Consider the following 25,365-nt stretch of genomic DNA (forward strand, 5'->3'; position numbering starts at 1 on the left):
TAGACAAGTGAGCGGCAGCAGCGCTAGCGTTGCCTCATCATCTAGCGACGCTAGATCCCAGGAGGGGTCATCATGCTCAACGCACTCGAGGTGTTCACCACCGTGGTCGTCGGCGTGATGGTGGGGGTGGAGTTCTCCGTCGCCTTCGTCATCAACCCGATCTTCAACGCACTCCCCGAGGACAGCGGCCAACTCGGCCGCGCCCACGGGGGCCGGATGCTCGGCGCCGTGATGCCCGTCTGGTACATCGGCTCGCTCGTCCTGGTCGCGGTCTGGGCCATCGCCGGATGGCACCACCACGGCACCGGCCTCGTCGTCACCGCCGGCGCGCTGCTGATCCTCACCGTCGTCATGTCGATCCTGCTGCTCGTCCCGATCAACAACCGGAACAAGACGTGGACCCCCGAGAACCGGCCCGCCGACTGGAAACAGCAGATGAACCGCTGGAACCGCTTCCACTACATCCGCGTCGCCCTCCTCATCGCCGCCTTCGCCCTGCTGGCCGCCGCCCTCGCCTGACCCCGCGGGCCGACACCGCGCCGGTGGCGCACAATCCCCACTCCCCGGGCGGCAGCGGCCACCGAAATCCCAACATCCGGGAATGCAGCTGCCGATCGGATCCCACAACTCCGATCCCGGCAAACCACGCCCCTCGATCAGCCGCGTCAACGCGGCCTGATCAGGCTCCGCACGACTCAGCAAGCTCTACGAAGCTCACCAAGCCGACGAAGACTCGCAAGGAGAAGAACAATGTCGCTGAAGAAGATCAACACCGTCCTGGCCGCCGCCTTCATCCTCTTCATCCTCTGGTTCGGGACGGAGTTCATCCTGAGCCCGGAGACGACGGCGCCGGGCTTCGGCCTGCCGAGCTGGCCGTCCGGCGACGGTGACGGCTTCCTGATCATCAAGGGAATCCGCGACGTCGTCATGGCCCTGGTCCTGGGCATCCTGCTGGTGACGGGCCACCGCCGGGCGCTGGGCTGGGCGCTGCTGGTGGAGGCCCTCGCCGCGTACGGCGACATGGCCACCGTGCTGGCCCACCATGGCTCCGTGGCCATCGCGCTCGGCGTCCACTGCCTGACCGCGACACTGATGGTGGTCAACGGCCTGCTGATCATGCACGAGACCCGCAAGGTCGCGGCCGCTCCGGCAACACCCGTCCCGCAGCCCGCCTGACGCCACCTGGGCGCGTGTCGGCAGCGGCTGACCTTTTCAGCGTAAGGTCGATGCCGTACGTGGGATTGTCGAAGCCCTGGCTCGGGCACCGAGGAGCCGTCGATGCTGGACCAGGATTTGCCGCGCGCCGCGCGCCTGGCTGGTTACGGGACCGTGAGCACTCAGCTCTCCTTGCTGAGCGACCACCGGCTCGGGGAGGTCGTGGCAGCCGCTGCCCCGCTCGGGTCGGGCATCGGCGGCAGGTCGGCAGAGCTGGACATCGACGGAACGCGCGTCTTCGTCAAGCGGATCCCTTTGACGGACACCGAATTGCGCTCGGAGAACGCGCGGTCGACGGCGAACGTCTTCGAACTGCCGATGTTCTACCAGTACGGTGTGGGTTCGGCCGGGTTCGGTGCCTGGCGGGAGCTTGCCGTGCACACCATGACCACGAACTGGGTTCTCGGCGACGAGTATGCGGGATTCCCCCTGATGTACCACTGGCGGGTTCTGCCTGACTCCCCTCCCGAAGGATTCACCGACGAGTTCGGGGGCCTGGAGGGGGCCGTCGCGCACTGGGAGGGATCACCCGCCGTTCGTGACCGGCTGGAGGCCATCAGCCAGTCCTCGTGCAGCCTGGTGCTCTTCCTGGAGCACGTGCCGCACACACTCGCCGGATGGCTGGCCGACCACCGCGAAACCGCCGTGCCGGAAGGCGGGGACGGCTCGCACTTCCGCTGGGTGGAGGAAGCCCTGACGAGCGGAGCTGCCTTCATGAGTTCTCGCGGACTTGTCCACTTCGATGCTCACTTTGCCAACATCCTGACCGATGGCCGCCAGCTCTACTTCGCTGACTTCGGACTTGCTCTGAGCTCCCGCTTCGACCTTTCGGCGGACGAGTCCAACTTCCTCGCGGACCACCTCGCGTACGACCATTGCTACACCGCGAGCCACCTGCTCCAATACCACTTGCTCGACGGCATGCGCGGTGACACGGAACGCGAAGTCTTCCTGCACGACTGGATCGCAGGCCGGCGACCTGGCGACATCCCGCCCGGGATCACGGCCATCATCGACCGGCACGCACGCCCTACCATCGTCGTTGACTCCTTCTTCCGCCGTCTGCTCACCGAGAGCAAACAGACGCCGTTCCCGGCCGCGGAGATCGAGCGGCAGCTGGGCGCCGGCGCCACAACCCAGAGCTGATCCACGCCCTCGCCTGGGCTGTCCGGCAGTACGGCATCGGGGGCCACGGCCGCTGCCGGCCGGCGGGCGTCTCGGTGCGCCTCCCCGGGCCCTACGACCATCCGGCAGTAGCTCGGGGCACCTTGTAGCTGAGGCATCGCTCTGCGGACTGCGTGGGCCAGGCACTGTCACCGCGGCCGCAGGTTCCAGGTCCAGGCGGCTGTTCATGTCCAGCTCGAACCAGCCGTACGGATTCACATGGGTCCAGAACAGCGGCGACAGCGCTCGGCGGTCCGCATCGGTGAGCTGGTCGGCCCACCTCGGATCGGCCAGGACCTCCTGCATCAGCAGCGTGTTGACGTGCACCAGCGCGGACTGCAGCAGGTGCAGCGCGAGCATGCTGACCTTCTGGGACTCCTTGTCCGCACCGGCCAGGTCGCCGCCGCCCGCCGCCGGGAGCTCCCAGGCCCGCTGGGCGATCAGATCCCGGAAGAGCAGGGCGAGCACGGTGAGGATCGTGTCGCCCGCGCGTTCCAGCCGCCTGTACTTGGTGAGGCGCTGATGGAGAGGGCCTCGATACGGGTAGGGCGGGTGTCGGCGCTCATGGAGGCCCGGATGGCGTCCGCGTCCATACGGGCCCACTGCGGGAATGTTCCGGGCGCCGGGGTGCGGCCTCCGAGGTTGGGCCGTACGACCAGGAGCAGCAGCACGGCGGCGGCCACCAGGGGGTCGCCGTAGTAGTGGACGCAAGAACAACGGATATCGCTGACCTGGGACGATGCCGCTCGGGGTGCGGGGGTCTCGGGGCCGCTCGTACCGGCGGAGAGAGTCCGGTAGGTGTGCGGGCCGCGAACGAGGGGCCAGGCTGCCGGGGGCGTGGCTTCCTGGCCGGTCGCTGCTTGCGACTGGCTGGTCAGACGAGCGCCGGTGCGGGAGCGGGCAGGTAGGGGGTGATGTTGCGCCAGGCGCGCTCGATGTATTCCTCCTTCTCACCGACCGGGGCGACATAGTGCAGCGCGCTTTCGGCGGCGTCGTTGCCCTCAAGGCGGGCGATGATCCAGGCGGCGAGGTAGTGCGAGGCCAGGCAGCCGCCCGCGGTGGCGATGTTGTGATTGGCGTAGAAGGGCTGGTTGAGCACCTCGACGCCGGCGGCGACGACCCAGGGCTTGGTGATCAGGTCGGTGCAGGCGGGGATGTCGTCGAGCAGGCCGAGCTTGGCCAGCACGAGCGCGCCGGAGCACTGCGCTGCGATGAGTTGGCGCGAGGGGTCCAGGCCGCGCAGGATGTTCATGATCGCCGGGTCTTCGACGACCTCGCGGGTAGCGATGCCACTGCCGATGATGACGGCGTCAGCGGCGCACGCCTCCTCAAGAGTGGACATCTGTTCGATGACCACCCCGTTCATCGACGTCACCTTGGGGCCGGGGGTGGCGATGGTGACGCGCCAGTCGTCGGTCTTGATGCGGTTGAGCACCCCGAGCGCGATCAGGGAGTCGAGCTCGTTGTAGCCCTCGAAGGTGAGGATGGCGATGTGCACGGCGGCTGTCCTTCCGTATGAGTGGGGGTGGGTCTTGACGGTAAGGACCCACGAACAGGACAGTCAAAGAATTGTCATGGATACAATTCGGTGCATGGCAGCCCCGCGGTACAAAAAGCTGGTCGACGCTCTCGCATCCGACATCCGGACGGGGCGGCTCGCCACAGGTGTGCGGCTGCCGACACACCGCGGGCTCGCCGCCCGCGAGGGCATCGCCGTGGTGACCGCAACCCGGGTGTACGCCGAGCTGGAAGCGATGGGCCTGGTGAGCCGGGAACAGGGCCGCGGCACGTTCGTGCGTGACATCGCGGTTCCCGCCGGTCACGGCATCGATCAGCAGGTCGTCGCCACGGATGCGGTCGACCTCAACTTCAACTATCCGTCGCTGCCCGGCCAAGCCGATCTCCTGCGGCAGGCCCTGCGAGAGGTGGCCACCTCCGGTGATCTCGACTCGCTGCTGCACTACCAACCACATCGAGGGCGTCCCCAGGACAGAGCCTCGATCGCACGACACCTGAGGCGTCGAGAAATCACCACTGACGCGGATCGGATCCTCATTGCCAACGGCGCGCAGCACGGCCTGGCCATCACCGTCATGGCCGTGCTCAACGCCGGCGACGTCATCGCGGTCGACGCACTCACCTATCCCGGTTTCAAGGTGCTCGCGCACGCCTTCCATCTCGACCTGGAGCCCATACCGACAACCACCAACGGACCGAATCTCGATGCCCTCGAGAAGCTGTGCGCGACCCGCCCTGTGCGCGCGATCTACACCATGCCCACCTTGCACAACCCTCTGGGCTGGGTCATGCCGGCAACCGACCGAACCCGCCTGATCAAGATCGCTCGACAGTACGGTTCGCTCATCATCGAAGACGCCTCCTACGCCTACCTGGTCGAGGACCCTCCACCGCCCCTGGCCGCAACCGCGCCGGACATCACCGTCTACGTCTCGGGACTGTCCAAGAACGTCGCCACCGGCCTGCGGGTCGGCTTCGTCGTCGCCCCGCCTTCTGCGGTGCCCTCGCTCGAACGCGCGATCCGAGCGACCACCTGGAACACCCCCGCCCTGACCACCGCGATCGCCTGCCGCTGGCTCGACGACGGCACGGTGGACCACTTGGAAGCGCAGAAACGAAACGACGCCAAGGCGCGCCAATCACTCGCCAGACAAGAGCTGGCAGGCCTACCACTCATCAGCCACCCCTCGTCCTACTTCACATGGCTACCGCTGCCCGACGACGTACGCGCCGATCGCCTGACCGCCACCCTCGCGCGCCGGCACATCTCGGTCACCACGGCGGAGCCGTTCACCACCACCGTGCACACACCGCAGGCGATCCGCCTCGCTCTGGGCTCGACCGATCCGGACAGCCTCCGGTCGACACTGCGTACAGTGCGACGAGTCGCCGTCGAGGACGCCTACGCCTGAACTCCCCTCGACCGGCCGATTCTTGCCCGCACCGACGTCTGCGTACGAAAGTCCGTCGGCGCTGAAGGCATGGGGGTCCGGTCGGCCTGCGACCCGAGACTGATGAGGGAATCACCGCAGCCGTCCGAAACCGACGACCTCAAGGCCTCTCAACAGCCGCACAGGAAGCGACGTTGGGCCTGCGCCAACCTGCGTCCTGACCAGCGCTTCCGCATCGAGGAGATCCGTGACGACCTCATCGCGCGCAACGCCGAAGCCGAGGCCATGAGTTGGAGCGAATCAGAGTGGTCGCCCAATCCCACGCCTACCGCAGTCCAGCTCCCTGCCCTTGCGCACGTCCCGCACCAGCGCCCGAAAGGGCACGTCCGCCTCCGCGAGGACAGCGGCAAGCGGACCTCGACGAGCTCGGCATGCGCCGGTAGAGGCGGCAGGGGCAACGGCGCGGAGTGGTTCTTTTCTGAGGTCACGGTGTTTCGCGGCGTGCGAGAGCGTGCCGGATTGCTGCGAGGGTTTCCTCGTCGGTGGCATTGAGCTGCCTGGCGGCAGCTGCGTAACTGCTTGCATGTTCTGCGAGTTTCGCCTTGATGTCGGTAGTGGCCGCAGGGGCGACGACCTTGGTACCGGAACCTCGGCGGCTGCTGACCAGGCCCGCGGTCTCCAGTTCGCGGTATGCCCGCACAACGGTGTTGTTGGCCAGCCCGAGGTCCGAGGCGAGCTGGCGCACGGACGGCAGTCTGTCCCCCTGAACCAGCCGGCCGATGGAGATCAAATCGGCTAGTTGTGCGCGAAGTTGCTCGTACGGCGGGACAGGGGAGGCGTGGTTGACGCTGATGTTGATGCCATTTGTCGTCATGGTCGAGCCTTGATGTAGGCCTGCGGCAGCAACAAGACGCCCAGACAGTGACACGCGGTCAGTGCGGAGGTCAGGGCCGTGATGGCAAGCCCCCACTGGGCCACGTCCTTCATCCCGCCCGCGCAGGACATGCTCAGCACCACAACGCCCATCGTCAGGGAGACAGCGAAAAGAGGGGCGGTCACCAGCACTCCCCATGCGCCGACCGCCGCCCGGACGCTCGTGCGGCGTTGATCGTCGCTCCCGCACCGCGCCGTGACACGGCGCAGAAGCAATGCGCAGGCGACGGTTCCGAGGGCGAGACCGCCGAGGGCCGGCCAGGCGTAGTAGGGGCCCGGCCAGGGCGAGAGCAGTTGGGTGCCCGCCGGGCACGCGACGGACAGAGCACGTCCTGAACGACCGTCGGCGTCCGCCGAGCCGGTTGTGGCTGCGACGATCAGAAGGACCAGCAGGACAACAGCCTGCGCGGCCAGTGCAGCGGTCAGGAATCGGGGCAGATAGTCGCGGATCCGACGCGGTGTCACTTCGGCCACTCGTAGCGGGCCAGGACGCGGGCGCGCGACTACATCTGCCGCGAAGACGCCACCCATGACGCACAGACCGAATACGGGGAACCCGTACAGCAGATCCACATCAGACTCGGGGCTGAAGGAGACCAGGGCGTTGGCAGTCAGGCCGGTCGCCGCACCGGCCCATCTCACGGGAGTGTCGAGCCTCGCCCGCCACGCTCTTTCCGTTCCTGTGGCAGCAGGCATGCCGACCCCGTTCCCTCCCACGATGTGTATCAACCATGTGACACACTGCCCGGCAGATTAAAGTGTGTCAAGGGGGTAATACACTTCGTTTCGCCTGTTCGGCGGTCAGCTTCCGCAGCCGCCTCAGCTCCACGACCTGGGCGTGGTTCCGGTGAGCTGACAGCCGGTCGGTTCGGTTCGACGTGACGGACACGGATGCCATCGGCCGGACGGTGGCCGTCTCCCACCCCCGGCATCCCGCCCACCGGCACGGATGCCGCAGGGACGAGGGGACGTTCACGGCCCGGCGGTCAGTCGCCGGAGCAGGGCGAGGTCCACGTCCAGCAGACTGCGGACGACGGTCCGATGTGGTGCGGGGGTGATGGCGGTGAGCGAGGGCACGGCCACCACCCTGCAGCCGACGGCCTCCGCGGAGGCGACGCCGGTCGGGCTGTCCTCGACGGCGACGCAGGAGGCCGGGGAGGTGCCGAGCGCGGTCAGGGCCGCCTGGTAGGGGTCGGGGAACGGCTTGGTGCGCGGGGTCTCGCCCGCCGCCACCGAGACCGTGAACCAGTGCCGCCCGAGGGCGTCGAGGACAGTGTCCACGACCGGCCGCGGTGACGCCGACACCAGCGCCGTGGGCAAGCCTGCGGCGTGGACCGCCGCCAGGAGTTCCACGGCCCCGGGAAGGGGGACGACCTTCCGTCGTACGAGATCCGTGAAGCGCCGTTCGAGGGACTCGCCGAGCCGGGACGCCTCCGGGCGGCCCGGCGCACGGGAGGCGAGGTGCACGGCGCAGTCCTCGACGGCGCGGCCGAGGACGAACGACAGGTCCGCGTCCGTCAGGGCGAGACCCAGACCGAGGGCCTCCTCTTCGACCGTCCGCAGCCAGAGTCGCTCCGTGTCGACAAGCGTGCCGTCCATGTCGAAGAGGACCGCCTGGAGTTCGGTGTGCAAGGGGGGGCTCCCTGGTGGTGTGCTCGGGTGGTATGGATCCGGGTCCGGAGCCGCGGCGTCGCCGCTGCGGGGGCGCCGCGCTCCGGGCTGGTCATTCCTCGGTGGCGCCGAGGCTCGGTGTGTCGCGCAGGTGGACGTGGCGCGTGCCGGAGGCATGGAGTTCGAGGACGGTTACCTCGTTGGCGCCGGGCACGAGGACGGGAGCGGGGACGTACAGGCTGGCCTGGGGGCCCCGGGACCAGTAGCGGCCCAGGAGGAAGCCGTTGATCCAGGCCAGGCCCTTGGTCCAGCCGTCGAGGTGGAGGAACGTGTCGGCCGGCTCGTCCACGGCGAGTGTTCCGCGGTGGAAGGCCGGGCCCACCGGCGGACGTGCGGGGTCGAAGGGCCGGTGGGCGACGGCGTCCAGGCAGTCGAGGGGCAGGGCGCGGCTGTGCCAGACGGCGGGCGGCGTCCCGTTGATCGTGGTGCGGCCGAGCAGCCCCTTGCGGTCGCGGAGCCCCGGTCCGTAGTTCACCCGCCCCTGGTTCTCGACCAGTACGGTGAGTCGGGCTCCCTGTCTTGGCACGGTGAAGGCGAGGGCGTGCTCGTGGTTCTCGCGTTCCAGGACGCCGACCGGTTGCCCGTCGACGAAGACCTGGGCCCGGTCGTGGACCTGCTCGGCGTGCAGGACCACCGGTCCGGGCGTGGCCAGGTCGGTCTCGTAGAGGACGAATCCGAAGGACCGGCCGAGTTCCTCCATGGTCAGCGGCCGGTCGGCGGTCGTGGGGACGCCGAGGGCGTCGGCCTGTTCCAGCAGGGCGGCCGTGTGGGTGAGTTCCACCGGTCCGTACGCCGCCTTGGGAGCGACGGGGGGCAGGGGGTCCGCGGGGACGGGTGCGTGGCGGGCGATGACCTCACGGAAGGCGGCGTACTTGGGGGTGGGGTCCCCGGCCTCGTCGAGGAGGGCGTCGTAGTCGTAGGACGTGACGGTGGGGCGGTAGGTGCCCTTGTCGTTGGCTCCGTTGGTGAAACCGAAGTTGGTGCCGCCGTGGAACATGTAGATGTTGACGGAGGCGCCGGCGGCGAGCAGGACGTCGAGTTCCGCGGCGGCGTCGGACGGGTCCCGACGGGTGTGGATCCCGCCCCAGCGGTCGAACCAGCCGATCCAGAACTCCCCGCACATGAGCGGCCCCTGCGGCTGGTGGTCGCGCAGCGCGGCCAGCCCGGCGGCGGTGCGGCCGCCGAAGTTGGCGGTGGCCAGGACACCGTCGAGGCTTCCCCGTGCGAGGTCGGAGGGCTGGTCGCAGGTGAAGAGGGGGACGTCGACGCCGTGGCGGCGCAGCATGGCGGCGAGTTCGGCAAGGTAGGCGGTGTCGTCGCCGTGGGCGCCGTACTCGTTCTCGACCTGGACGGCGAGGATCGGCCCGCCGTTGCTGCTGAGGTAGGGGTGGAGGGGCGGCAGGAGGGCGCCGAGGTAGTCGTCGACGGCGCTCAGGTAGCGAGGGGCGCGGCTGCGCGGAACGAGGCCGTCCTCGGCCAGCAGCCAGGAGGGCAGGCCGCCACCTTCCCACTCGGCGCAGATGTACGGACCGGGCCTGAGCAGGACATGGAGTCCTTCGGCGGCGGCGGTGTCGAGGAAGCGGGGCAGGTCGAGGCCTCCGTCGAGGTGGAACTCCCCGCGTCGGGGGGCGTGCACGTTCCAGGGGACGTACGTCTCGACGGTGTTGAGGCCCAGCAGCCGCGCCTTGCGGAGTCGGTCGGCCCACTGATCCGGGTGGACGCGGAAGTAGTGCAGGGCGCCGGAGATGATCCGGAACGGGCGGGCGTCGAGGCGGAAGCCGTCGTCGACGATCTCCAGGCGGGGCATGACGGGTGGTGCTCCTCGGGGGCGGACCGGTCGCCGGACCGGTCGGGTTCCGGGCGGGTGACGTGAGTGAGGTGGGGAAGTGGGGAGGTGGGTGACGGGCCGGTCAGGCCGCGAGCGCGGTCTGACCGGCGTATCGGCCTAACCGTCGGCGTCCGGAAGGCGGCAGACGGCAGCCCGACGTCAGGCCCAGGGTCTTTCGTTTGGATCAGGCCGGATCAGGGAGCGGGGTCCGGTGCCGTGCGTCGCAAGGCGGAGGAGGGAGGCGACGCGGAGCGTCGGTGACCGACGACAACGCGGCGAGGTGCGGCACCGGGGCACGCGAGCCCGGCATGATCCAAACGAGAGGCCCTAGCTCAGCGGGCGGCACAGCAGGGCGTCGGGGACGCCGCCGTGGTTCCACTTCCAGGTGTAGGCGACACCGGCGATGTACTCGTTGTCGCCGCACTGGCCCTTGAAATGGCCCGGTGCCCAGTCACTGGCGGTCGAGCCGCCGGTGGCGGGCCGGTTGTCGGCGCGGTCGAACCAGAGCGCGCGGCCGGTGGTGGGGAGGGAGGCGGTGGCGGGCGCGCACAGCAGGGCCGCCATGGCGTTGGCCGTCACGCTGTAGCCGACCACGAAGGTGCGGTCGGGGCACTGAAGCTTGTTGTAGCCGCTCGCCCAGTCGCCCCCGGTGACGTACCGCTCGTCGGACACGACGGTCCAGGGGCTACTCGCCTTGGCCGGCTGCCCGGCGTCGGTGCACAGTCCTCGGCTGTCGCTGCGGCCGATGCCGACCAGTCGCTGGCTGTCCGGGCAGTTGGCCTTGCGGTTGCCCGGTGACCAGTCCGGCTTCGCCAACATGGTGGCGGAGACGTTGTAGTCGGCGTGGTCGAGGTCGAGCATGTTCCAGCGCGCGGTCGGTGCGACGGGCCCGGTCCTGCCCGTGGTGACGAGGCGGTTCCAGTCGTCGGCACGCCAGTCGCCGCCGTCCTGGATGCCCTGGCGGACGCCGTTCGCGCCGTATCCGAGCAGGGCCCAGTTGTCCATCTGGGCGCCGGAGGCGTCGGTCCAGCCGACGAGTGGCCAGATCGCGAAGTCGGTGTCGTTGGCGACGAGGATGTCGGTGAAGCGGTGCAGCCAGGTCTGTTCCTTGGTGTCGGTCGAGCCACGGCCGGCCGCACCGAACTCGCTGATCCAGACCGGGGCGGTGAAGTGCTGTCCGGCCCGCGTGACGAAGACGGCCTCGGAGTCGACCACCTGGGCGAGCTGCTCGGGCGTGAAGTCCTCGTACCGGGGGTCGCTGGTGGAGCCGGGGCCGCTGCCCGCCCCGGTGTTGGCGGGGCCGGTGTAGCCGTAGAAGTGGGCGGCGTACACGAGCTTGTCCGACCGGATCAGGGTGTGGGAGAGGGTGGCCACCGGCTTCAGCTGGGGACGGCCGTGCGGCACGCCGTCGAGTGGGATGCCGGTCCAGTTGATGCCCTCCATGACGATGAGCATGTCCGGGTCGGCCTGGAGGATCCGGTTGCCGGCCTCTTCGTACGCGGCGTAGAGGTCGTGGTCGTCGTACCAGCCCCAGTTGGGGTTGTCCCAGGTGTCGCGGCGGACCTCGTTGCGCAGGTCTGCGCCGACGACGCGCTTGTTCGCCTTGTAGCGGTTCACCAGGAACAGCCAGTCGTCCACCCACTGCTGGGTGGTCTGGCTGCTGTTCCAGCGCTCATTGCCGTCGAGGCCGCAGCAGAAGCGGGCCGTGGTGGTGTGGTTGTTGAGGATCACCGCGAAGCCGTCGGCGGTGAGTGCGGCGACGGCCGCGTCGAGGACCTGGAGGGGTGTCTTCCCCTTCAGCTGCGGGTTGGCCGCGACGGCCGCGTCCGGAACGGGGGTGGTGTTGTGGACGAGGGCGTTGGAGTACGGCAGCCGGATGCTGTTGAGGCCGAGGCGGTGGAAGTCGGCCAGGATCGTGGCCATGGGGACCCGGTCGAGGCCGAGCGGCATGTTGTTGGCGTTGATGCCGTGGACGTGGTTTGCGGTGTCGTTGATGTCCCCGCTGCCGTTCCAGGTGCCCTGGGCGCCTTCCCAGTTACCCGATTTCAGCTTGAAGCGGTTGCCGTCCGCGTCGACGATCCAGCGGCCCCGGGTGCTGAGCGGTGCCGTCCAGGACGCGGCGAGTTGCGGTCCGGTCAGGGGGACCGGGGGCGCCACCGCCTCCGCCGCGGCGGGCTGGAGGGGGGTGGCGGCAGCCGGGGTAGCGAGGAGCAGCGCGGACAGTACGGCCAGGGCCGAGGTCGCGCGTCGGAGCAGTGTGCGAGGTGGCACGGTGTCTCCTTACTTACGGATGGGTGGTGAGCCTGTTCTCGTGGTGCGGACCTGTGGGGCGGCGGGGGCGGGGCCGCGAGCAGTGGGCCTCGGGCCCTGGTTCAGCCCTTGAGGCCGCTGGTGGCGATGCCTTCGACGATGTAGCGCTGGGCGACGAGGAACATGACGACCAGGGGGGTGATGGTGACGACGGCACCGGCGAACAGCCCCGGAAGGTTGATCGTCTGTGAGGTGAGGAAGGTGGACAGCGCGATCTGCGCGGTCCAGGCGGACGGGTCCTGGCCGATGACCAGGGGCCACAGGAAGGAGTTCCAGCTGTCGATGAAGGACAGCGCGCCGAGCGAGGCCAGCATCGCTCCGGAGCTCGGCAGGGCGATCCGGCGGTACAGGCCGAGCCAGCCGAGGCCGTCGAGCCGTCCGGCCTCTTCGATCTCGGTCGGGAACTGCAGGTAGAAGTTGCGGAACAGCAGGACCGCGAACGGATTGAAGAGACCGGGCACGATGATGCCCCAGAGCGTGTTGACGCCTCCCATGGAGCCGACGACGACGAACGTGGGCACGAAGGTGACCGAGCCGGGGATCATCAGCGTCGCCACCACCAGGGCGAGCAGGACACCGCGTCCGGGGACGGGGATCCGGGCGAGGGCGTAGCCGGCGGCGGAGGCGAGGAGCGTGGAGACGGGCGCGGTGATGCCGGCGATCAGCAGCGAGTTGCCGAGGGCCCGGCCCATGGAGACGGTGGGGTCGGCGAACAGGTCGGTGAAGTTCTCGAAGTGCATGCTCGATGGCCACCACGTCCACTCCGGAGCGGTCAGGCTCTGGGAGTCCATGAGGGAGTTGCGGAGCATCAGGTAGAAGGGTGTCAGGAAGACCGCGGTCAGCAGGCCGATGAGCAGGCCGCGTACGAGGAGCCGCGAGGCTCGCGACAGTCCGGGCAGGGTGATCATGCGCGTCTCACTCTCCGCTTCTGCCGAAGCCGGTGAACCGGCCCTGCACCAGCGTCACTCCGACGATGACGGCGGTGAGCACGAAGGCTCCGGCGGAGCCGAGGCCGTAGTTCTGACTGCCCATCGCCGTGTTGTAGAGGTGGACCAGCGGGGTCTGTACGGGTGCGGTGCCGGTTCCGGAGAGCCCGCTGTTGAACAGGTTGTAGAACTCGTCGAAGGCCTGGAACGCGGCGATGAACAGCAGCATCAGCACGGCGACGGAGGTGTTCCGCAGCATCGGCAGGGTGATCCTGGTCAGGAGCCGCCAGCCGGTGGCGCCGTCGAGTGCGGCGGCCTCGTTGATCTCCTTGGGGATCGCCTGGAGACCGGCGAGGAAGAGCACCATGTAGAAGCCGACCTGGAGCCAGAGGCGCAGGGTGACGAGGGCGACCCAGTAGAACGGCGGCGACGTGGACTGCAGCCAGGCCACGGGATCCGCGCCGAACCATCCCCCGATCATGTTGGCTATGCCCATCGGCAGGCCGTTGAACAGGGACATCTTCCACAACAGTGACGCGGCGACGTACGAGACGGCCGCCGGGATGAGGAAGGTGGTGCGCAGCAGACCGCGAAATCGGCCGATCCGGTGCACCAGCAGGGCGAGCCCGAGGGAGGCGGCGAAGGTGACCGGCACGATGAAGGCGGTGAACACCAGGATCTGGACCAGGGAATCGCGGAACGCCGGGTCGGCAAGGAGCGTCCGGTAGTTCTCCAGTCCGACCCAGTTGCCGAGGGCTATGGTGCCGCGCGCGTCACTGAGGCTGAGCAGGAAACTCCAGCCGATCGCGACGTACTTGAAGATGCCGAGCCCGATCAGGGTCGGCGCGGTCAGCACCACGAACGCTGTCCAGCCGGACCGGCCCACGCGCGGACGGCTTGCGCGCACGTCGCCGGAGCGGGACCGGCCTGCGGGTGGCAGGCCGGCGTCCACGGCCCTCCCCGCCTTCTGTGTCATGTCGGTCACCGGGTTCATCGGCCGCGCTGCTTGTCGATCTCGCTCTGGGCCTTCTTCACCGCGCCCGCGAGGAGGTCGGACGGATCACCCTGTCCATTGGCGATCTTCACCGCGGCCGCGGAGAACGCCGTGCTCACGGCGAGGTCCCACGTCCCCGGGTAGTGCTTCCCGTACTTCTGGGCGAGCCGCACGGTCTCCTTGGGCTCGCCGGCGGAGAGCTTCTTCGCGGACGCCGCCACGGATGTGCGCGGCGGGACGTGGAAGCCGTAGCTCTCGGCGAAGTCCGTCTGCAGGTCGGTCTGCTGGACCCACAGCCACTGGACGAACTTCTTGGCCGCCGCCACGTTCTTGCCCTTGGCGTTGACGCAGCTGGTCCAGCCTCCCACGCGCACGACGGGAGTCCCGCCGGCCTTGAACGCGGGCCACGGCACCACCCCGAAGTCGTCACCGAGCGCGGAGGTGATGGCGGGCATCGCCCACAGACCGCCCCACTGCATCGGCACGACGCCCTGGTTCAGGGCTGCGGGGTCCCACCAGTCCGTGGTGAACCCGAGCAGCAGCGATTTGTCGTCGTGCAGTCGCTTCAGGCCAGTCAACGCTTCGAGGGCCTTCGCCGATCCGAACTCCACCTTGCCGTCGGGCGACACGAGGTCGCCGCCGTTGGAGAAGACGGAGATGGCCGTGGATTCACCGAAGCCGTCCTGGCCGAGGAACAGTCCCTTGTTCTTCTTGGTGGTCAGGGCCTTCGCCGCGTCGGCGAGGCCGTCGAAGGTCGTGGGCGGGGTGATCCCGGCCTTCGACAGGGCGCTCTTGCGGTAGTACAGCGCCATGACGTCGTCGATCATCTTGACGCCGTAGAGCTTGCCGTCGACGGTGACCGCTTCGATGGCGTTCTTGTTGAAGTCGCTCCTGGCGCTGCCGTACACGTCGTCGAGCGGAGCTATCTGGCCCCGTCGGGCGAAGTTCTCGTTGAAGTCGCCGATCTCGAAGACATCGGGGGCGGAGTCGGTCAGCAGGGTCGCGTTGAGCTTGCCCGAGTAGTCGCCGGGGACCCAGGTCACCTTGACGGCGATATCCGGGTTGGCCTTGGTGAAGGCTTTGGCGTAGCGGAGCACCGCCTGCTGGGTGCCGGCCTCGCCGTAGGCGTGGTACCAGACGTTGAGAGTGGTCTTCGCCCCGGAGGCGGAGCCACCGGTGGGGTCGGTGCTGCAGGCCGTCGCCAGGACGCTTCCGGCGGCGATGAGCAGCGATCCCGTGAGGAATCCGCGTCGGCTAAGCTGGGTTGGGCGTGTGCTCATGTCCCATCCTTCTTGTGAGGGTGTGCACAGGGCTGATGTGCTGCTTGGCCGACGCCTTCGTCATTGCTTGCCGGCAGAGGAGGGCGACGGCCAGGTACGCGACGGCTGGGGGCCGGTCAGCCGGCGCCGGCCGTCGGAGTGGCCGCGTACTGCGGGAAGAGGGCCTGGATGGCCACGGCCGCGCCACCACGGGCCCACTCCTCCCAGGGGAGCGGGCGCAGTGACAGCGGACACCGGGACGCCGCCCCGAAGACCTGTGCGGCGTAGGCGTCCTGGATGTGACGGCCGAGCAGGTCGTAGGTGTCGACTCCTTCGCCGCTGACGACGACCCGTTCCGGACCGACGAGGTTGACCAGTGCGGCGATGCCGACCCCGATGGCGTTTCCGGCCCGGGCGAACGCCCCACCAGCCGCGGGGTGGCCGTCCCGGGCCATGCAGACGACCTCGTCGAACGTGAGGTGCCCGTTCCCGGTGTCGCCACGGACCGACGCCAGAATCGCGTCGGTCGAGGCGATCGCCTCGACACAGCCGCGTGCGCCGCACCAGCAGCGCGGACCGGTCGGGTCTACGCAGATGTGTCCGACTTCTCCCGCGACGCCGAAGGCGCCCCGGAGGAGGCGTCCGTTGACGACGAGGGCGGAACCGATGCCCGCGCCGATGGTGACCAGCGCGAAGTTGCCGGTGCCGATGCCTTCGCCGAACCAGTGCTCCGCGACGGTCAGGGCCCTGACGTCGTTCTCAACGGTGACCGACAGACCAGTGGAAGCGGTGAGCAGCTCGGCGAGCGGTACGTCCCGCCAGCCGAGGAGTCCCGACTGGCGGAGCCGACCGGTGTCGCGGTCCACGTCCCCGTTGACCGCGACGCCGAGGTGACGCGTACGGTCCCGGAAAGCCGGTTTGGTGTCAAGCAGTTCGTCGACGAGGGCGGCGACGAGGGCGGCGACGGACTCGGGGGTGCACTCACCGAGCGGCCGGACGGCCGTGGCCCGGACACCGGCCCGCAGATCGCAGACGGCGCCGAAGAGCTGGTCGACGCTGATCTTCAGCCCGACGAAGTACTCCCGGTCGGGAGCGACCGCGAGCGGGTTGACCGGCCGGCCCGCACCGGGTGCGGTGCGCTCCGGCGGCAGTTCGTACAGGTAGCCGTCGTCGATGAGGGGCCTGGCCGCCTTGGTGACGGCGGTCGAGGAGAGCCCGGTCCGCCGCGCCAGTTCCACTCTGCTGAGCGGTCCCTCGGCAAGCAGCAGGGCGAGCACCGCCGTCTCGGCGGGTGCGGTGACCAAGGGCTGCGAGTGATGTCGAAACACGGGTGAAACGTAGAGCAAATAAATAACTTCTTCCAGTATTGATTTACGAGTTGGGGTTGTCCTACGCTCAAGCCCGCCTCCGTGCCCCCCTCCAGGACGCTCGAACACTGCGTCGTCTGCACGCCATTCCGCCCTGGAATCACTCCTGTTCATCTATCGCACGTCAGGGGACCCATCCGTGCTCGCCGCGCTCCCGCCCGTCACCTTCGACCCCGACCTCGGCCTCGCGGTCCTGCGCACGCCGAACAGCCTGTACGCGCTGCGGCTCGGCGCCGACGGCAGCCCCCGGCACCTGTATTGGGGCGCACCGCTCGAAACCTTCACCCTCGCCGCGCTCCCCGAGGTGGTCTCCCCCGCCGAGAGCAGCTTCGAGGCCGACGCCACCCCCGACGAACTCGCGCCGCAGACCGGAGCGCGCTTCGGACCGGCCGGACTCCAGGTCCGCTTCGCCGACGGAACCCGCGGCGCCCAGTGGCGCTTCGCCGGCCACAGCGTCGACGGCGGGGAACTCCGGCTGCTCCTCGATGACCGGCACCGCCCCCTGCGGGCCGAACTCTGCTACCGCGTCCGGCCCGGCACGGACGTCGTCGAACGCTGGACGGAACTGACCCACACGGGGGCCGCGGACGGTCCGCCGGACCCGGTCACCGTCGACCGGCTGGACTCGGCCTCCTGGACCGCACCCCCGCTGCCCGACTACCGGCTCAGCCATCTGGTCGGCGGCTGGAACAGCGAGTTCCAGCTCCAGCGCGACCGACTGCCCGTCACCGAGACCGTGCTGACGAGCCGTCGGGGAATCACCGGACACCATGCGAGCCCCTGGCTGGCCCTGGACTGCGGCACCGCCACCGAGGAGCAGGGCGAGGTGTGGAGCACCGCGCTCGCCTGGAGCGGAAGCTGGCGCGTCACGATCCACCGCGACCCGGTCGGCCGCACCACCTGGACCGGCGGCTTCGGTCACGAGGGCCTCAGCTGGACCCTGCGGCCCGGCGAGACCCTTCGCACACCGACGTACGCGGGCCTCTACTCCCCCCACGGCTTCGGCGCGGCCAGTCGCACCTGGCACCACTACGTACGCGAACACGTGCTGCCGGAGCCGGGCCGGGACCGGCCGGTGCTCTACAACTCCTGGGAGGCCACCGGATTCGATGTCGACGAGGCCGGCCAGATCCAGCTGGCGCAGCTGGCCTCCCGCGTCGGCGCCGAACTCTTCGTCCTGGACGACGGCTGGTTCGGCACCCGGCGCGACGACCGGTCCGGGCTCGGCGACTGGACCCCCCGCCAGGAGGCCTTCCCCCGCGGACTGCGTCCGCTGGCCGACGAGGTGCACCGTCTGGGCATGGACTTCGGACTGTGGGTCGAACCGGAAATGGTCAACCGCGACAGCGAGTTGTACCGGTCTCATCCGGACTGGGTCCTCCACTCCCCCCGGCTCGACGCGACGGAGCTGCGCAACCAGCTGGTGCTGAACTTCGCCCGGCCCGAGGTGGAGGAGTGGGCGTGGCAAACCCTGGACCACCTCGTCCGCACCTACGACGTCGACTGGTTCAAGTGGGACGCCAACCGGGCGTTCACCGAGGCCGGCTGGGACGGCCACCCCGACCCCGACCGCCTCTGGATCGACCACACGCGGGCCGTCCACCGCATCATGGACCGGCTCCGCGCCGCACACCCCGGTCTGCGCATCGAGGCGTGCGCGGGCGGTGGCGGGCGCGTCGACCTCGGCATACTCGCCCGCACCGACCAGGCCTGGACCTCGGACAACACCGATCCGGTCGACCGGATCGCCATTCAGCACGGTTTCGGACAGCTCCTCCCCTCCCAGGCCATGGCCGCGTGGGTCACCGACAGCCCCAACCCCACCACCGGCCGACGGACTCCGCTGCGCTTCCGCTTCCATGTCTCCATGGCCGGGGCGCTGGGGCTCGGCGGGGATCTCACGTCATGGTCCGAGGAGGAACTCGCGGAGACCGCCGAACTCGTCGCCCAGTACAAGCTGATCCGCCCGCTCGTCCAGCGGGGGCACCAGCACCGCGTCACCCCGGCCGGACCCGTGACCGCCGTCCACTACGCGGCACCGGACGACAGCGAGCACGCGGTCCTCGTCTGGCGCCCCACGACCCGCTTCGGCCACCGCCCCGCCCCGGTGCGGCTCCCGGCCCTCGACCCCGAGGCGCACTACCTGGACCCGGAGCTGGACCGCGTGCACAGCGGAGCGGTTCTGGTGCGCCACGGCATCGACCCGCGACTCCCCGCCGGCGACTACGCCAGCAGCCTGATCCGGCTCCGCCGCGTCGGTCCCTGAGCGTCAAGCCGTTCTCAACGCGCCCCGCTTCCCGCCCTCGCCGTTTCCCCCTCCTCTCCGCTTCCCGCCCCCGACACTCAGGACCCGACCATGAACGCTGCCACGGACACCGCCCGCGTACTGGTGATCGGCGTCGACGGCGTACGCCTCGACCTGCTCCCGGAACTGGACACGCCCCACCTCGACGGAATCGCCCGTGCCGGCTTCCTGGCGCCCGTCGAGGTGGACGCGGCGACACCCACGATGTCGGGCCCGTGCTGGACCACCATCGTCACGGGCGTCGGCGTCGCCAAGCACGGGGTATGGGCCAACCGCCTCGACGGCAACCGGCTCGACGTCTTCCCCGACTTCACGACCCGCCTCGCCTCCGACTGCGGACGGCGGACCTTCGCCGTCGGAGGGTGGGCGCCGCTCTTCCTCGCGCAGCAGGGCGGCCCGCTCTTCGTCGCCCCCACCCGGCTCGGCTACGTCGCTCCCCGCGAGGACACCCCCGAGGCCTGGGAAGAGGTGGACGAGAGGGTGACCGCCGAGGCGGAACACCTCCTCGGCCTGGACGAGGAGCTCCACGCCGGCTTCGTCTACCTCGGCGCCGTCGACGAGACCGCCCACTTCCTCGGCTGCGACCTGGAGTACCGTCGGGCGATCGAGGCCGCGGACCGACGGCTGGGACGACTCCTCGCCGCCGTACGCGAGCGCCCCGGCCACGCGGCGGAGCAGTGGACGGTCATCGTGGTGACGGACCACGGCCACCGTGACGAAGGCGGCCACGGGGGACGCAGCCGACAGGAGCGCACGGCTTGGATCGCCGCGTGCGGTCCAGGCCTGACCGCCGGTACGGCGCCGTCGTCCCTCCACCACGCCGACGTCGCCGCCCATGTCTACACAGCCCTCGGCATTGCGCCCGATCCGCATTGGACCCTGGACGGCACCGCCTTCACCGCGTGATCCCGAAGCCGACCCGTGTGTTCACCGGCAGGTGCACGGGTCGGCTTCGGGATCGATCACACGCATCATGCAGCCGCGGACCCAGCAGCGTGTGCCGTCGGGTTCCTGGACCGCGAGCATCGCAGGGAAGCGGTGCTGTTCTCGGACCGACTGCCCACGAAGGGGCTGCCGAGTCGTTTCCCGGAGGGCCGCAAAGTTACGTGAGCTCTGAGCTGCGGGGAAGCATCAGCGCAGAGTCCGTGTGGAGCGTGATGCACACCGGTGTGGAGGTGATGGCATCCAATGGCGACTCCCCGGTGCCGGAATTGCGGGCGTAGCGCGGATGGGCGCCTCCGCTGATCTGCCAGCGGATGCGGTGACCGACGTCGAAGCGATGGGCGGTTGAGCTCATGGGCACGGTGACCTGCGAGGGCGCATGTCCAGTCGTCCGAAGTCGGCCCAGCCCGTCACAGATGTTGACGGAGCGGCCTTGCGCGTCCACGTCGCACAAGCGGGTGAAGACGTCGGCGTGCCCGGTGTCCGTAGAGATGCTCAGCCTGGCGGAGACCGGGCCCAGGATGTCCACGGGCTCGGTCAGTGGAGGGCCGGTGAACGTCAGGACGTCGTCTCGGGTCTCCAGGATGCCGTTGTCCTGGGGACCGGCGGTGCGGGAGAGCAGCGGGCCGCCGAGGGACGGGGTGGGGTCGGCCGGGTCGTAGCGGAACGTCGTCAGTGGTGCGGAGTCCGTGGAGACCTGCTGGGTGAGATGTCCGCCCGGGGCGGGATACCACGAGGTGGCAGCGGAGGCCGGCGGCCAGTCGTCGAGGTCTCGCCAGGCCTTCTGGCCGCCGACGTGCACGCGAACCGCGGTGGGGCGCAGGCTGGACGGGTCGGTGTACAGGTGGGCGCGCAGCCAGGCGAGGCTTTCGGCGAACACCTCGGGCCACCCCTGCTGCAGGGCGGAGGTGTGGGTCCAGGGGCCGACGAGCAGGGCGGTGTCGCAGTCGGCCTGACGCAGCCGGTTGTACTGCTCGAATGTCTGGTCGACCAGTGCGTCGTGCCATCCGGTGATCAGAGCTGTGGGCACGCGGAGCCGCTCCGCCGGCTCCGCCAATGATGCGCCGCGCCAGTAGGCGTCCTTGGCGTCCGGGTGTGTCATCACGTCGTCCAGCCAGGGCAGTTCGCACCCGAGGGCGGACACGTACGCCCCGCGCAGGGGCTGCGCGGTGGCGACGGCGCGCATGCGGCGTTGCAGGCGCAGTGCCGCCTTCAGGAACGGTGCCATGCCCTGGTGCTGGTAAGTCATGCCCATGCCGACGGCGAGAGCGTTCTCCAGGCGCAGTGCACCGTCCGCGTGGAACAGGGCGTAGGGATCGTGCAGTCCTACTTGCACCACCATTGCCTTGAGCTCCGGCGGCGGGTCCAGAGCGAGAGCCCATTGCACGTAACCCAGATAACTGGGACCGACGGTCCCCAGTGTCCCGCTGAACCAGGGTTGCTCGCGCAGCCAGGACACCGTGGCCTGGCCGTCGGCGGCCTCGTTGCGCCACAGGTCGAACACGCCGCCCGAGCCGCCGGTGCCGCGACAGCTCTGCAGGACCACGTGAAAGCCCTGTTCCGCGAAGAGCAGGCCGTACTGGGGCGACCACGGCAGACCTCGGCCATAAGGTGAGCGGACCAGGAGGGTTGGGAAATCGCCCTCCGTGCGCGGAAAGTAGTGGTCGGTGATCAACGGGCTGCCATCGGCGGCCGGCACCACCAGCCCCGGCTCCCATCCGACCTCGTGCCGTTTCGCCGGCAGACCTCGCCAGGTCGCCCTCATCATCCGTGAGGACAGTGGCGGCTTTCCGGCTGGTGGCACCCAGGCCGGTCCGGCTACGGCGCCGGGCGTGCGTGATGGCATCGATCCGCTCCTTCATTCCGTACGATGTACGAGAATAGACGATGCTTGGATGGCCTTCGCAAGAGCCACCTCGACAACCGGAGCGCGAGACGTGCCCCATGACGGAAAGTCCGGCGCCGCGGGCGTCGACCCCGAACAGCTCTGGCTGCGTCCCACCGAGCCCCGCAGGGGCCGCAGGCCCTCCTTCAGCCGGGAGGCGATCACCGTGGCAGCCGTCACCCTGGCGGACACGGAAGGACTCGAAGCGGTCACCATGCGGCGGGTGGCCGCCGAGGTCGGAGCCGGCGTCATGTCGCTCTACAGCTATGCCCCTGACAAGGAGACACTGCTGGAACTCATGGTCGACCACGTCAGCGGCGAACTGACGGTCACGGACCCTCCCAGTGGCGACTGGCGTGCCGATCTGAAGACCATCGCCCACATGCAGCGCACCCACATGCTGCGACACCCGTGGCTGCCCTCCGCCTTGTCCACCCGCCGCGTTCCGGGCCCCAACACGCTGGCCTTCCTGGAACACGCGCTCGCCGTCCTGCGGCCTTCCGAGCTGGACGGCGCGGCGAAGCTGGAAGTCTTCGCCCAGCTCACCGCATTCGTGGCCGGGTACGTCGCCCACGAAATCACGCAGGCCGCAGCCTCACGATCCCAGGACAGGGCCGCAGCCGAGGCCCGCTATTTCGCCGCCGTCGCCTCCGACGGCCGCCACCCGGAACTCGCCGAAGCGCTTTCCGCCCCCGGACGCCCTCTCACTCCCGAAGCCACCTTCGCCCGGTTCCTGGGCCGCCTGATCGACGGCCTCGCCGCTGACTGACCGCACGCACATGTGGCCGCGTCCCGCCCGCGGCCCGCGGCCCGCGGCCCGCGGCACGTGTCACGTGTCACGGACGAAGACTGGCTTCGCACTTACGCCCCGGTGACGGCGCTTCCCGGCCTGCCACGCTTTCAGGGTGAGGTCGGTGACAGTGGAGGGCGGCGCGGCTGCTCGTGGTCAGTCCTGGCGGCACTGGACGGTCCGGCCGACGACGAACACAACCCTGACACCGCCCGCGAACTCGTCGTCTACATGCAACGCCCCGACGGCCAGCCCGGCCGGATGGGAGCGAGCTCTCAGGCGGGGTAGCAGCTCCGCCCGCACCGAGCCGAAGCAGCGATCGGCAGGCCGTCGGTCGTGGCCGGCGTGTGCAGGCAGTACAGGCCGATGTGGTCCAGGCCCAGCCGTCGCGCACTCATGTGGGCGGCCTGTCGCGGGTGGTTCCGGTTGCCCACCGCGCCCAGGTCGCCGTAGTCGGGGCCGCCCCGTACGAAGCCGCCCTCGGTGGCGATCACCAGGTCCCCCGGATACGGGTGGAGCGCCTCGCGACTCAGCTCCTCGTTGCTGTGCGGCCCGTGGCCGTCGGCGGTGTCGATGAAGTTCGCCCTCACCTGATCGGTGCCCACCTGGTGGTCCCTCGCAGGGTCTGGCCCGAGTGTCTAAGCAACGCAGGTGGCAGGCGTCCCCGAGGGGCGCAGGCGTCGGGACGCCGGCCGGTCCGACCATGCCCGGCGTCCGGAAGCCCGGGCGAGCGCGGGCCATAGCGCCGCACCGGCACCGTGCGCATCCCACCACACGGCGGAGGAAACCTATGGTCCACGACGACTCCAGACCGTCCCGCCGTGCATTTCTCCGGAGTACGGCAGGCGTCGGCCTGCTTGTCGCCCTGCCGGGTGCAGCCGCTTCGTCCTGCGCCGGACCACAGCAGACCGAAACCCAGGCGGCACCGGCCACGCCCGCCGCGGCCAGGACCAGTCCGTCCGCGGCGGGGCACGGCCTCACGTCGAACGCCTACGGTCACACCGACGCCGACTATGCACACCCGGGTCAACGACGGTTTCCTGCCCGCACCGGGCGAGAGCGACCGCAAACCCGCCGCCACCGTCGTCGTGACCACCCCCGACGGCAAGAGCCACGGCAACACGAAGACGTACGCCTGGAGCGACTTTTCTGCGTCGAAGGACCGATGCGACGTGCGCCTGGGGCCTTGTACCTTCAGCGGCGACCTGAAGACCTACCGCATGAAGGGCGAGTCGGACGGGACCGCTGTCGACCTGAATCTGCTGCGATGAAGTCGTCAGCTCTCCCAATCGACGGAAACCACCGTGCCGTCGCGGGTCAACTTGACGGCGAGTATTTGATCACTGAGATCAGGATCAAACATGTAGTCCAAGATGACAGGGGGGCCATCGGACAGGCCGCCCAGCCACAGGCCGACGCTTCTCAGGCGCATGGCGGCGGCGAAGGAATCAGCTCCGACCGGTTCGTCGGCTGCGTCCCGTACAAGACGAACAACCGTCACGCTGTCTTCAAGATTCTCAACGTGGTATTCGATGAAGTAGCGATCCTCGTGCAGGTACGTTCGCAGCGCCGTGCGAGCCGCTGTGTCGAGAGCCGACAGGTCGGTAAGGCATGCTGCAAATGCATCCAGCTCTTCGGTGTCCGGCTCGCTGGACGGTCCGGCCCACAGCTGGACTTCGACCTCATCGTCACCAAGCCGCGAAGTGCTTTCCCAGACGACATCCGTGCCGTCCAGCGCACTTGTTTCCACGCGCCCGAAGTGGGCGTGCTCCATGACCTTCACGAGAGATCACCATTCTCTTGCCGTGCTGAATGCGGGCAACTCCGCAGATCAGTTCACCGTAGCGGAGCCTTCTGACACCAACAGCTGACGCCCGATACCGGCGACGGAGTGCCCGAGGCCGCGCGGCCTCGGGCAAGGCTCCGGTGGAAGCCCTTCGTGCCGCAGACCCACCTGCCTGACTTCTACCGCCTCGCCACCACACGGACACGGGCCGAAGAGCAGGCCGCAACCTGCGCGGCCCGTGATCACGCCGGAGGCGGTGGTGGCGGCCGACCAGGGCCGGCTTTCGTCTCCGCCCCGTTCGTCGCGGCGTGCGGGTGCCTGGGGGTGTCGGTGCAGCCGATGCCGCCGGCCAACGGCCCGGTGGCAGGGCGTACCCAGCGGACGTTCCGCACTATCGGTAGCGGGTTCTCCCAGTACGTGGCCGGCGACCGAGCCGGAGGTCCCTGGCGACGTAAGGCAGGTCGGTTGTGCCGCGGCCGGGCCATGCGATGTCGTCAACGGCGAGAAACGGCTCGCCGGTCACGGTCGCGGGCGTTGCCCCGGTGAACGCCATGACGTCCCGATGCAGTTGCGACTGGTCGCACGCCGTACAGGTGGACTGAATGAAAACGAAGGGTGCCCTGCGGATTCTCGTCTCCGGCGCCGGTGTCGCCGGTCCGGTTCTGGCCTACTGGCTCACCAGGCACGGCTTCTCCGTCACCGTCGTCGAGCGCGCGCCGGTTCTGCGCCGCCTCGTCTTCGACGAGGAGTCCCGCTTCAACGCCTTCATCGGGGCCTACCTCGGAGTGCTGACCCTGCCGAACATCTCCGGCCTCGACGGCGAGCTCCTCATCCACGTCGGCGTCGGACGCACTGCCGGCATGTACGGCGCGCGGCACCTCGGCGACGCGCGGGCGTTGTTCCTGTTCCGGAGCGAGCGCGAGCTCGACCACCACCACCGCGACGTGCCCCGGCAGAAGGAACTGCTGCGCGGTGCGTTCGCCGGCATGCACGCCCACGTGGACCGCTGGCTGGACGAGCTCGACCGCACCCCGGCGTTCTACTTCGACTCTTCACAGAGCTGTACTGGGTGGGCCCTGGC

22 protein-coding genes and 3 pseudogenes are annotated in these 25,365 nt (G+C 69.4%); 9 read left to right on the top strand and 16 right to left on the bottom strand.

Annotated elements, in window-relative coordinates; translation table 11 throughout:
* The first annotated feature begins 72 nt into the window (after positions 1-72).
* The 3 genes from OHA19_RS42435 (at position 73) to OHA19_RS42445 (ending at position 2,361) form a co-directional block, all read left to right on the top strand.
* Positions 73-519 (top strand): DUF1772 domain-containing protein, encoded by a 447-nt coding sequence (locus OHA19_RS42435; RefSeq protein ID WP_331749601.1) that lies wholly within the window; start codon positions 73-75, stop codon positions 517-519.
* Between the two features lie 231 nt (positions 520-750).
* On the top strand, positions 751-1,176 hold the full coding sequence (locus OHA19_RS42440; protein WP_331749598.1) for a DUF4267 domain-containing protein: 426 nt from the start codon (positions 751-753) through the stop codon (positions 1,174-1,176).
* 102 nt (positions 1,177-1,278) lie between these two features.
* Entirely contained in the window at positions 1,279-2,361 is a 1,083-nt protein-coding gene (locus tag OHA19_RS42445) for a protein kinase family protein (protein ID WP_331749595.1), read from the top strand.
* A gap of 276 nt (positions 2,362-2,637) precedes the next feature.
* Here the strand turns inward: OHA19_RS42445 and OHA19_RS42450 are convergent.
* The 3 genes and pseudogenes from OHA19_RS42450 to OHA19_RS42460 all read right to left on the bottom strand — a co-directional run.
* Positions 2,638-2,739 (bottom strand): annotated as a pseudogene (locus tag OHA19_RS42450) (hypothetical protein); the annotation flags it as partial.
* An 80-nt stretch (positions 2,740-2,819) separates the two neighbouring features.
* Complete coding sequence (locus OHA19_RS42455) at positions 2,820-3,062, bottom strand: Pycsar system effector family protein (RefSeq protein WP_331754484.1); 243 nt, start codon at positions 3,060-3,062, stop codon at positions 2,820-2,822.
* Between the two features lie 191 nt (positions 3,063-3,253).
* A complete protein-coding gene (locus OHA19_RS42460; protein WP_331749593.1) occupies positions 3,254-3,877 on the bottom strand; it encodes a DJ-1/PfpI family protein in 624 nt (207 codons plus the stop codon).
* 94 nt (positions 3,878-3,971) lie between these two features.
* Between OHA19_RS42460 and OHA19_RS42465 the strand changes: the two genes are divergently transcribed.
* Positions 3,972-5,309 (top strand): PLP-dependent aminotransferase family protein, encoded by a 1,338-nt coding sequence (locus tag OHA19_RS42465; protein ID WP_331754708.1) that lies wholly within the window; start codon positions 3,972-3,974, stop codon positions 5,307-5,309.
* 463 nt (positions 5,310-5,772) lie between these two features.
* Here the strand turns inward: OHA19_RS42465 and OHA19_RS42470 are convergent, their stop codons facing one another.
* From OHA19_RS42470 to OHA19_RS42510, 9 genes are all read right to left on the bottom strand, one after another.
* The gene (locus tag OHA19_RS42470; RefSeq protein WP_331749590.1) at positions 5,773-6,162 is read right to left on the bottom strand and encodes a GntR family transcriptional regulator; all 390 of its coding nucleotides are present in this window, start codon (positions 6,160-6,162) and stop codon (positions 5,773-5,775) included.
* A complete protein-coding gene (locus tag OHA19_RS42475) occupies positions 6,159-6,863 on the bottom strand; it encodes a hypothetical protein (RefSeq protein ID WP_405722518.1) in 705 nt (234 codons plus the stop codon). Before OHA19_RS42475 ends, OHA19_RS42470 begins: the two co-directional genes overlap by 4 nt.
* A gap of 330 nt (positions 6,864-7,193) precedes the next feature.
* Entirely contained in the window at positions 7,194-7,853 is a 660-nt protein-coding gene (locus OHA19_RS42480) for an HAD family phosphatase (RefSeq protein WP_331749586.1), read from the bottom strand.
* A 91-nt stretch (positions 7,854-7,944) separates the two neighbouring features.
* Entirely contained in the window at positions 7,945-9,699 is a 1,755-nt protein-coding gene (locus OHA19_RS42485; RefSeq protein WP_331754485.1) for a beta-galactosidase family protein, read from the bottom strand.
* A 348-nt stretch (positions 9,700-10,047) separates the two neighbouring features.
* Positions 10,048-11,991 (bottom strand): cellulase family glycosylhydrolase, encoded by a 1,944-nt coding sequence (locus tag OHA19_RS42490; protein WP_331749582.1) that lies wholly within the window; start codon positions 11,989-11,991, stop codon positions 10,048-10,050.
* 101 nt (positions 11,992-12,092) lie between these two features.
* Complete coding sequence (locus tag OHA19_RS42495; RefSeq protein WP_331749579.1) at positions 12,093-12,938, bottom strand: carbohydrate ABC transporter permease; 846 nt, start codon at positions 12,936-12,938, stop codon at positions 12,093-12,095.
* Between the two features lie 7 nt (positions 12,939-12,945).
* Positions 12,946-13,932 carry a sugar ABC transporter permease gene (locus OHA19_RS42500; RefSeq protein ID WP_331750712.1) on the bottom strand — a complete coding sequence of 329 codons (987 nt, stop codon included), beginning with the start codon at positions 13,930-13,932 and terminating at the stop codon, positions 12,946-12,948.
* Positions 13,933-13,946: 14 nt separating this feature from the next.
* Entirely contained in the window at positions 13,947-15,230 is a 1,284-nt protein-coding gene (locus OHA19_RS42505) for an extracellular solute-binding protein (protein WP_331749576.1), read from the bottom strand.
* A 116-nt stretch (positions 15,231-15,346) separates the two neighbouring features.
* Positions 15,347-16,537: an ROK family protein gene (locus OHA19_RS42510; RefSeq protein WP_405722513.1), complete on the bottom strand. Its 1,191-nt coding sequence runs from the start codon at positions 16,535-16,537 to the stop codon at positions 15,347-15,349.
* Between the two features lie 178 nt (positions 16,538-16,715).
* Here OHA19_RS42510 and OHA19_RS42515 point away from each other — a divergent pair, with 178 nt between their 5' ends.
* Positions 16,716-18,842: an alpha-galactosidase gene (locus OHA19_RS42515; RefSeq protein ID WP_331754487.1), complete on the top strand. Its 2,127-nt coding sequence runs from the start codon at positions 16,716-16,718 to the stop codon at positions 18,840-18,842.
* 90 nt (positions 18,843-18,932) lie between these two features.
* Complete coding sequence (locus tag OHA19_RS42520; RefSeq protein ID WP_331749569.1) at positions 18,933-19,787, top strand: alkaline phosphatase family protein; 855 nt, start codon at positions 18,933-18,935, stop codon at positions 19,785-19,787.
* 196 nt (positions 19,788-19,983) lie between these two features.
* Here the strand turns inward: OHA19_RS42520 and OHA19_RS42525 are convergent, their stop codons facing one another.
* Complete coding sequence (locus OHA19_RS42525) at positions 19,984-21,588, bottom strand: CocE/NonD family hydrolase (RefSeq protein WP_331750710.1); 1,605 nt, start codon at positions 21,586-21,588, stop codon at positions 19,984-19,986.
* A 130-nt stretch (positions 21,589-21,718) separates the two neighbouring features.
* Here OHA19_RS42525 and OHA19_RS42530 point away from each other — a divergent pair, with 130 nt between their 5' ends.
* The gene (locus OHA19_RS42530; protein ID WP_405722509.1) at positions 21,719-22,477 is read left to right on the top strand and encodes a TetR/AcrR family transcriptional regulator; all 759 of its coding nucleotides are present in this window, start codon (positions 21,719-21,721) and stop codon (positions 22,475-22,477) included.
* Positions 22,478-22,773: 296 nt separating this feature from the next.
* Here the strand turns inward: OHA19_RS42530 and OHA19_RS42535 are convergent, their stop codons facing one another.
* Positions 22,774-23,103: an aldo/keto reductase gene (locus OHA19_RS42535; RefSeq protein WP_331749562.1), complete on the bottom strand. Its 330-nt coding sequence runs from the start codon at positions 23,101-23,103 to the stop codon at positions 22,774-22,776.
* Between the two features lie 408 nt (positions 23,104-23,511).
* Between OHA19_RS42535 and OHA19_RS42540 the strand changes: the two genes are divergently transcribed.
* Positions 23,512-23,769 carry a hypothetical protein gene (locus OHA19_RS42540; RefSeq protein WP_331754489.1) on the top strand — a complete coding sequence of 86 codons (258 nt, stop codon included), beginning with the start codon at positions 23,512-23,514 and terminating at the stop codon, positions 23,767-23,769.
* 5 nt (positions 23,770-23,774) lie between these two features.
* Here the strand turns inward: OHA19_RS42540 and OHA19_RS42545 are convergent, their stop codons facing one another.
* Together OHA19_RS42545 and OHA19_RS42550 are read right to left on the bottom strand one after the other, a co-directional pair.
* Complete coding sequence (locus OHA19_RS42545) at positions 23,775-24,281, bottom strand: DUF2004 domain-containing protein (protein ID WP_405753488.1); 507 nt, start codon at positions 24,279-24,281, stop codon at positions 23,775-23,777.
* A 394-nt stretch (positions 24,282-24,675) separates the two neighbouring features.
* Positions 24,676-24,864: pseudogene (locus OHA19_RS42550) on the bottom strand (AraC family transcriptional regulator); the annotation flags it as partial.
* Positions 24,865-24,886: 22 nt separating this feature from the next.
* Between OHA19_RS42550 and OHA19_RS42555 the strand changes: the two are divergent.
* Positions 24,887-25,336, top strand: a pseudogene (locus OHA19_RS42555) (NAD-binding protein); the annotation flags it as partial.
* Positions 25,337-25,365 lie beyond the last annotated feature (29 nt).

Source organism: Streptomyces sp. NBC_00012 (assembly GCF_045040875.1).
In the GTDB taxonomy this organism is placed as follows: domain Bacteria; phylum Actinomycetota; class Actinomycetes; order Streptomycetales; family Streptomycetaceae; genus Streptomyces.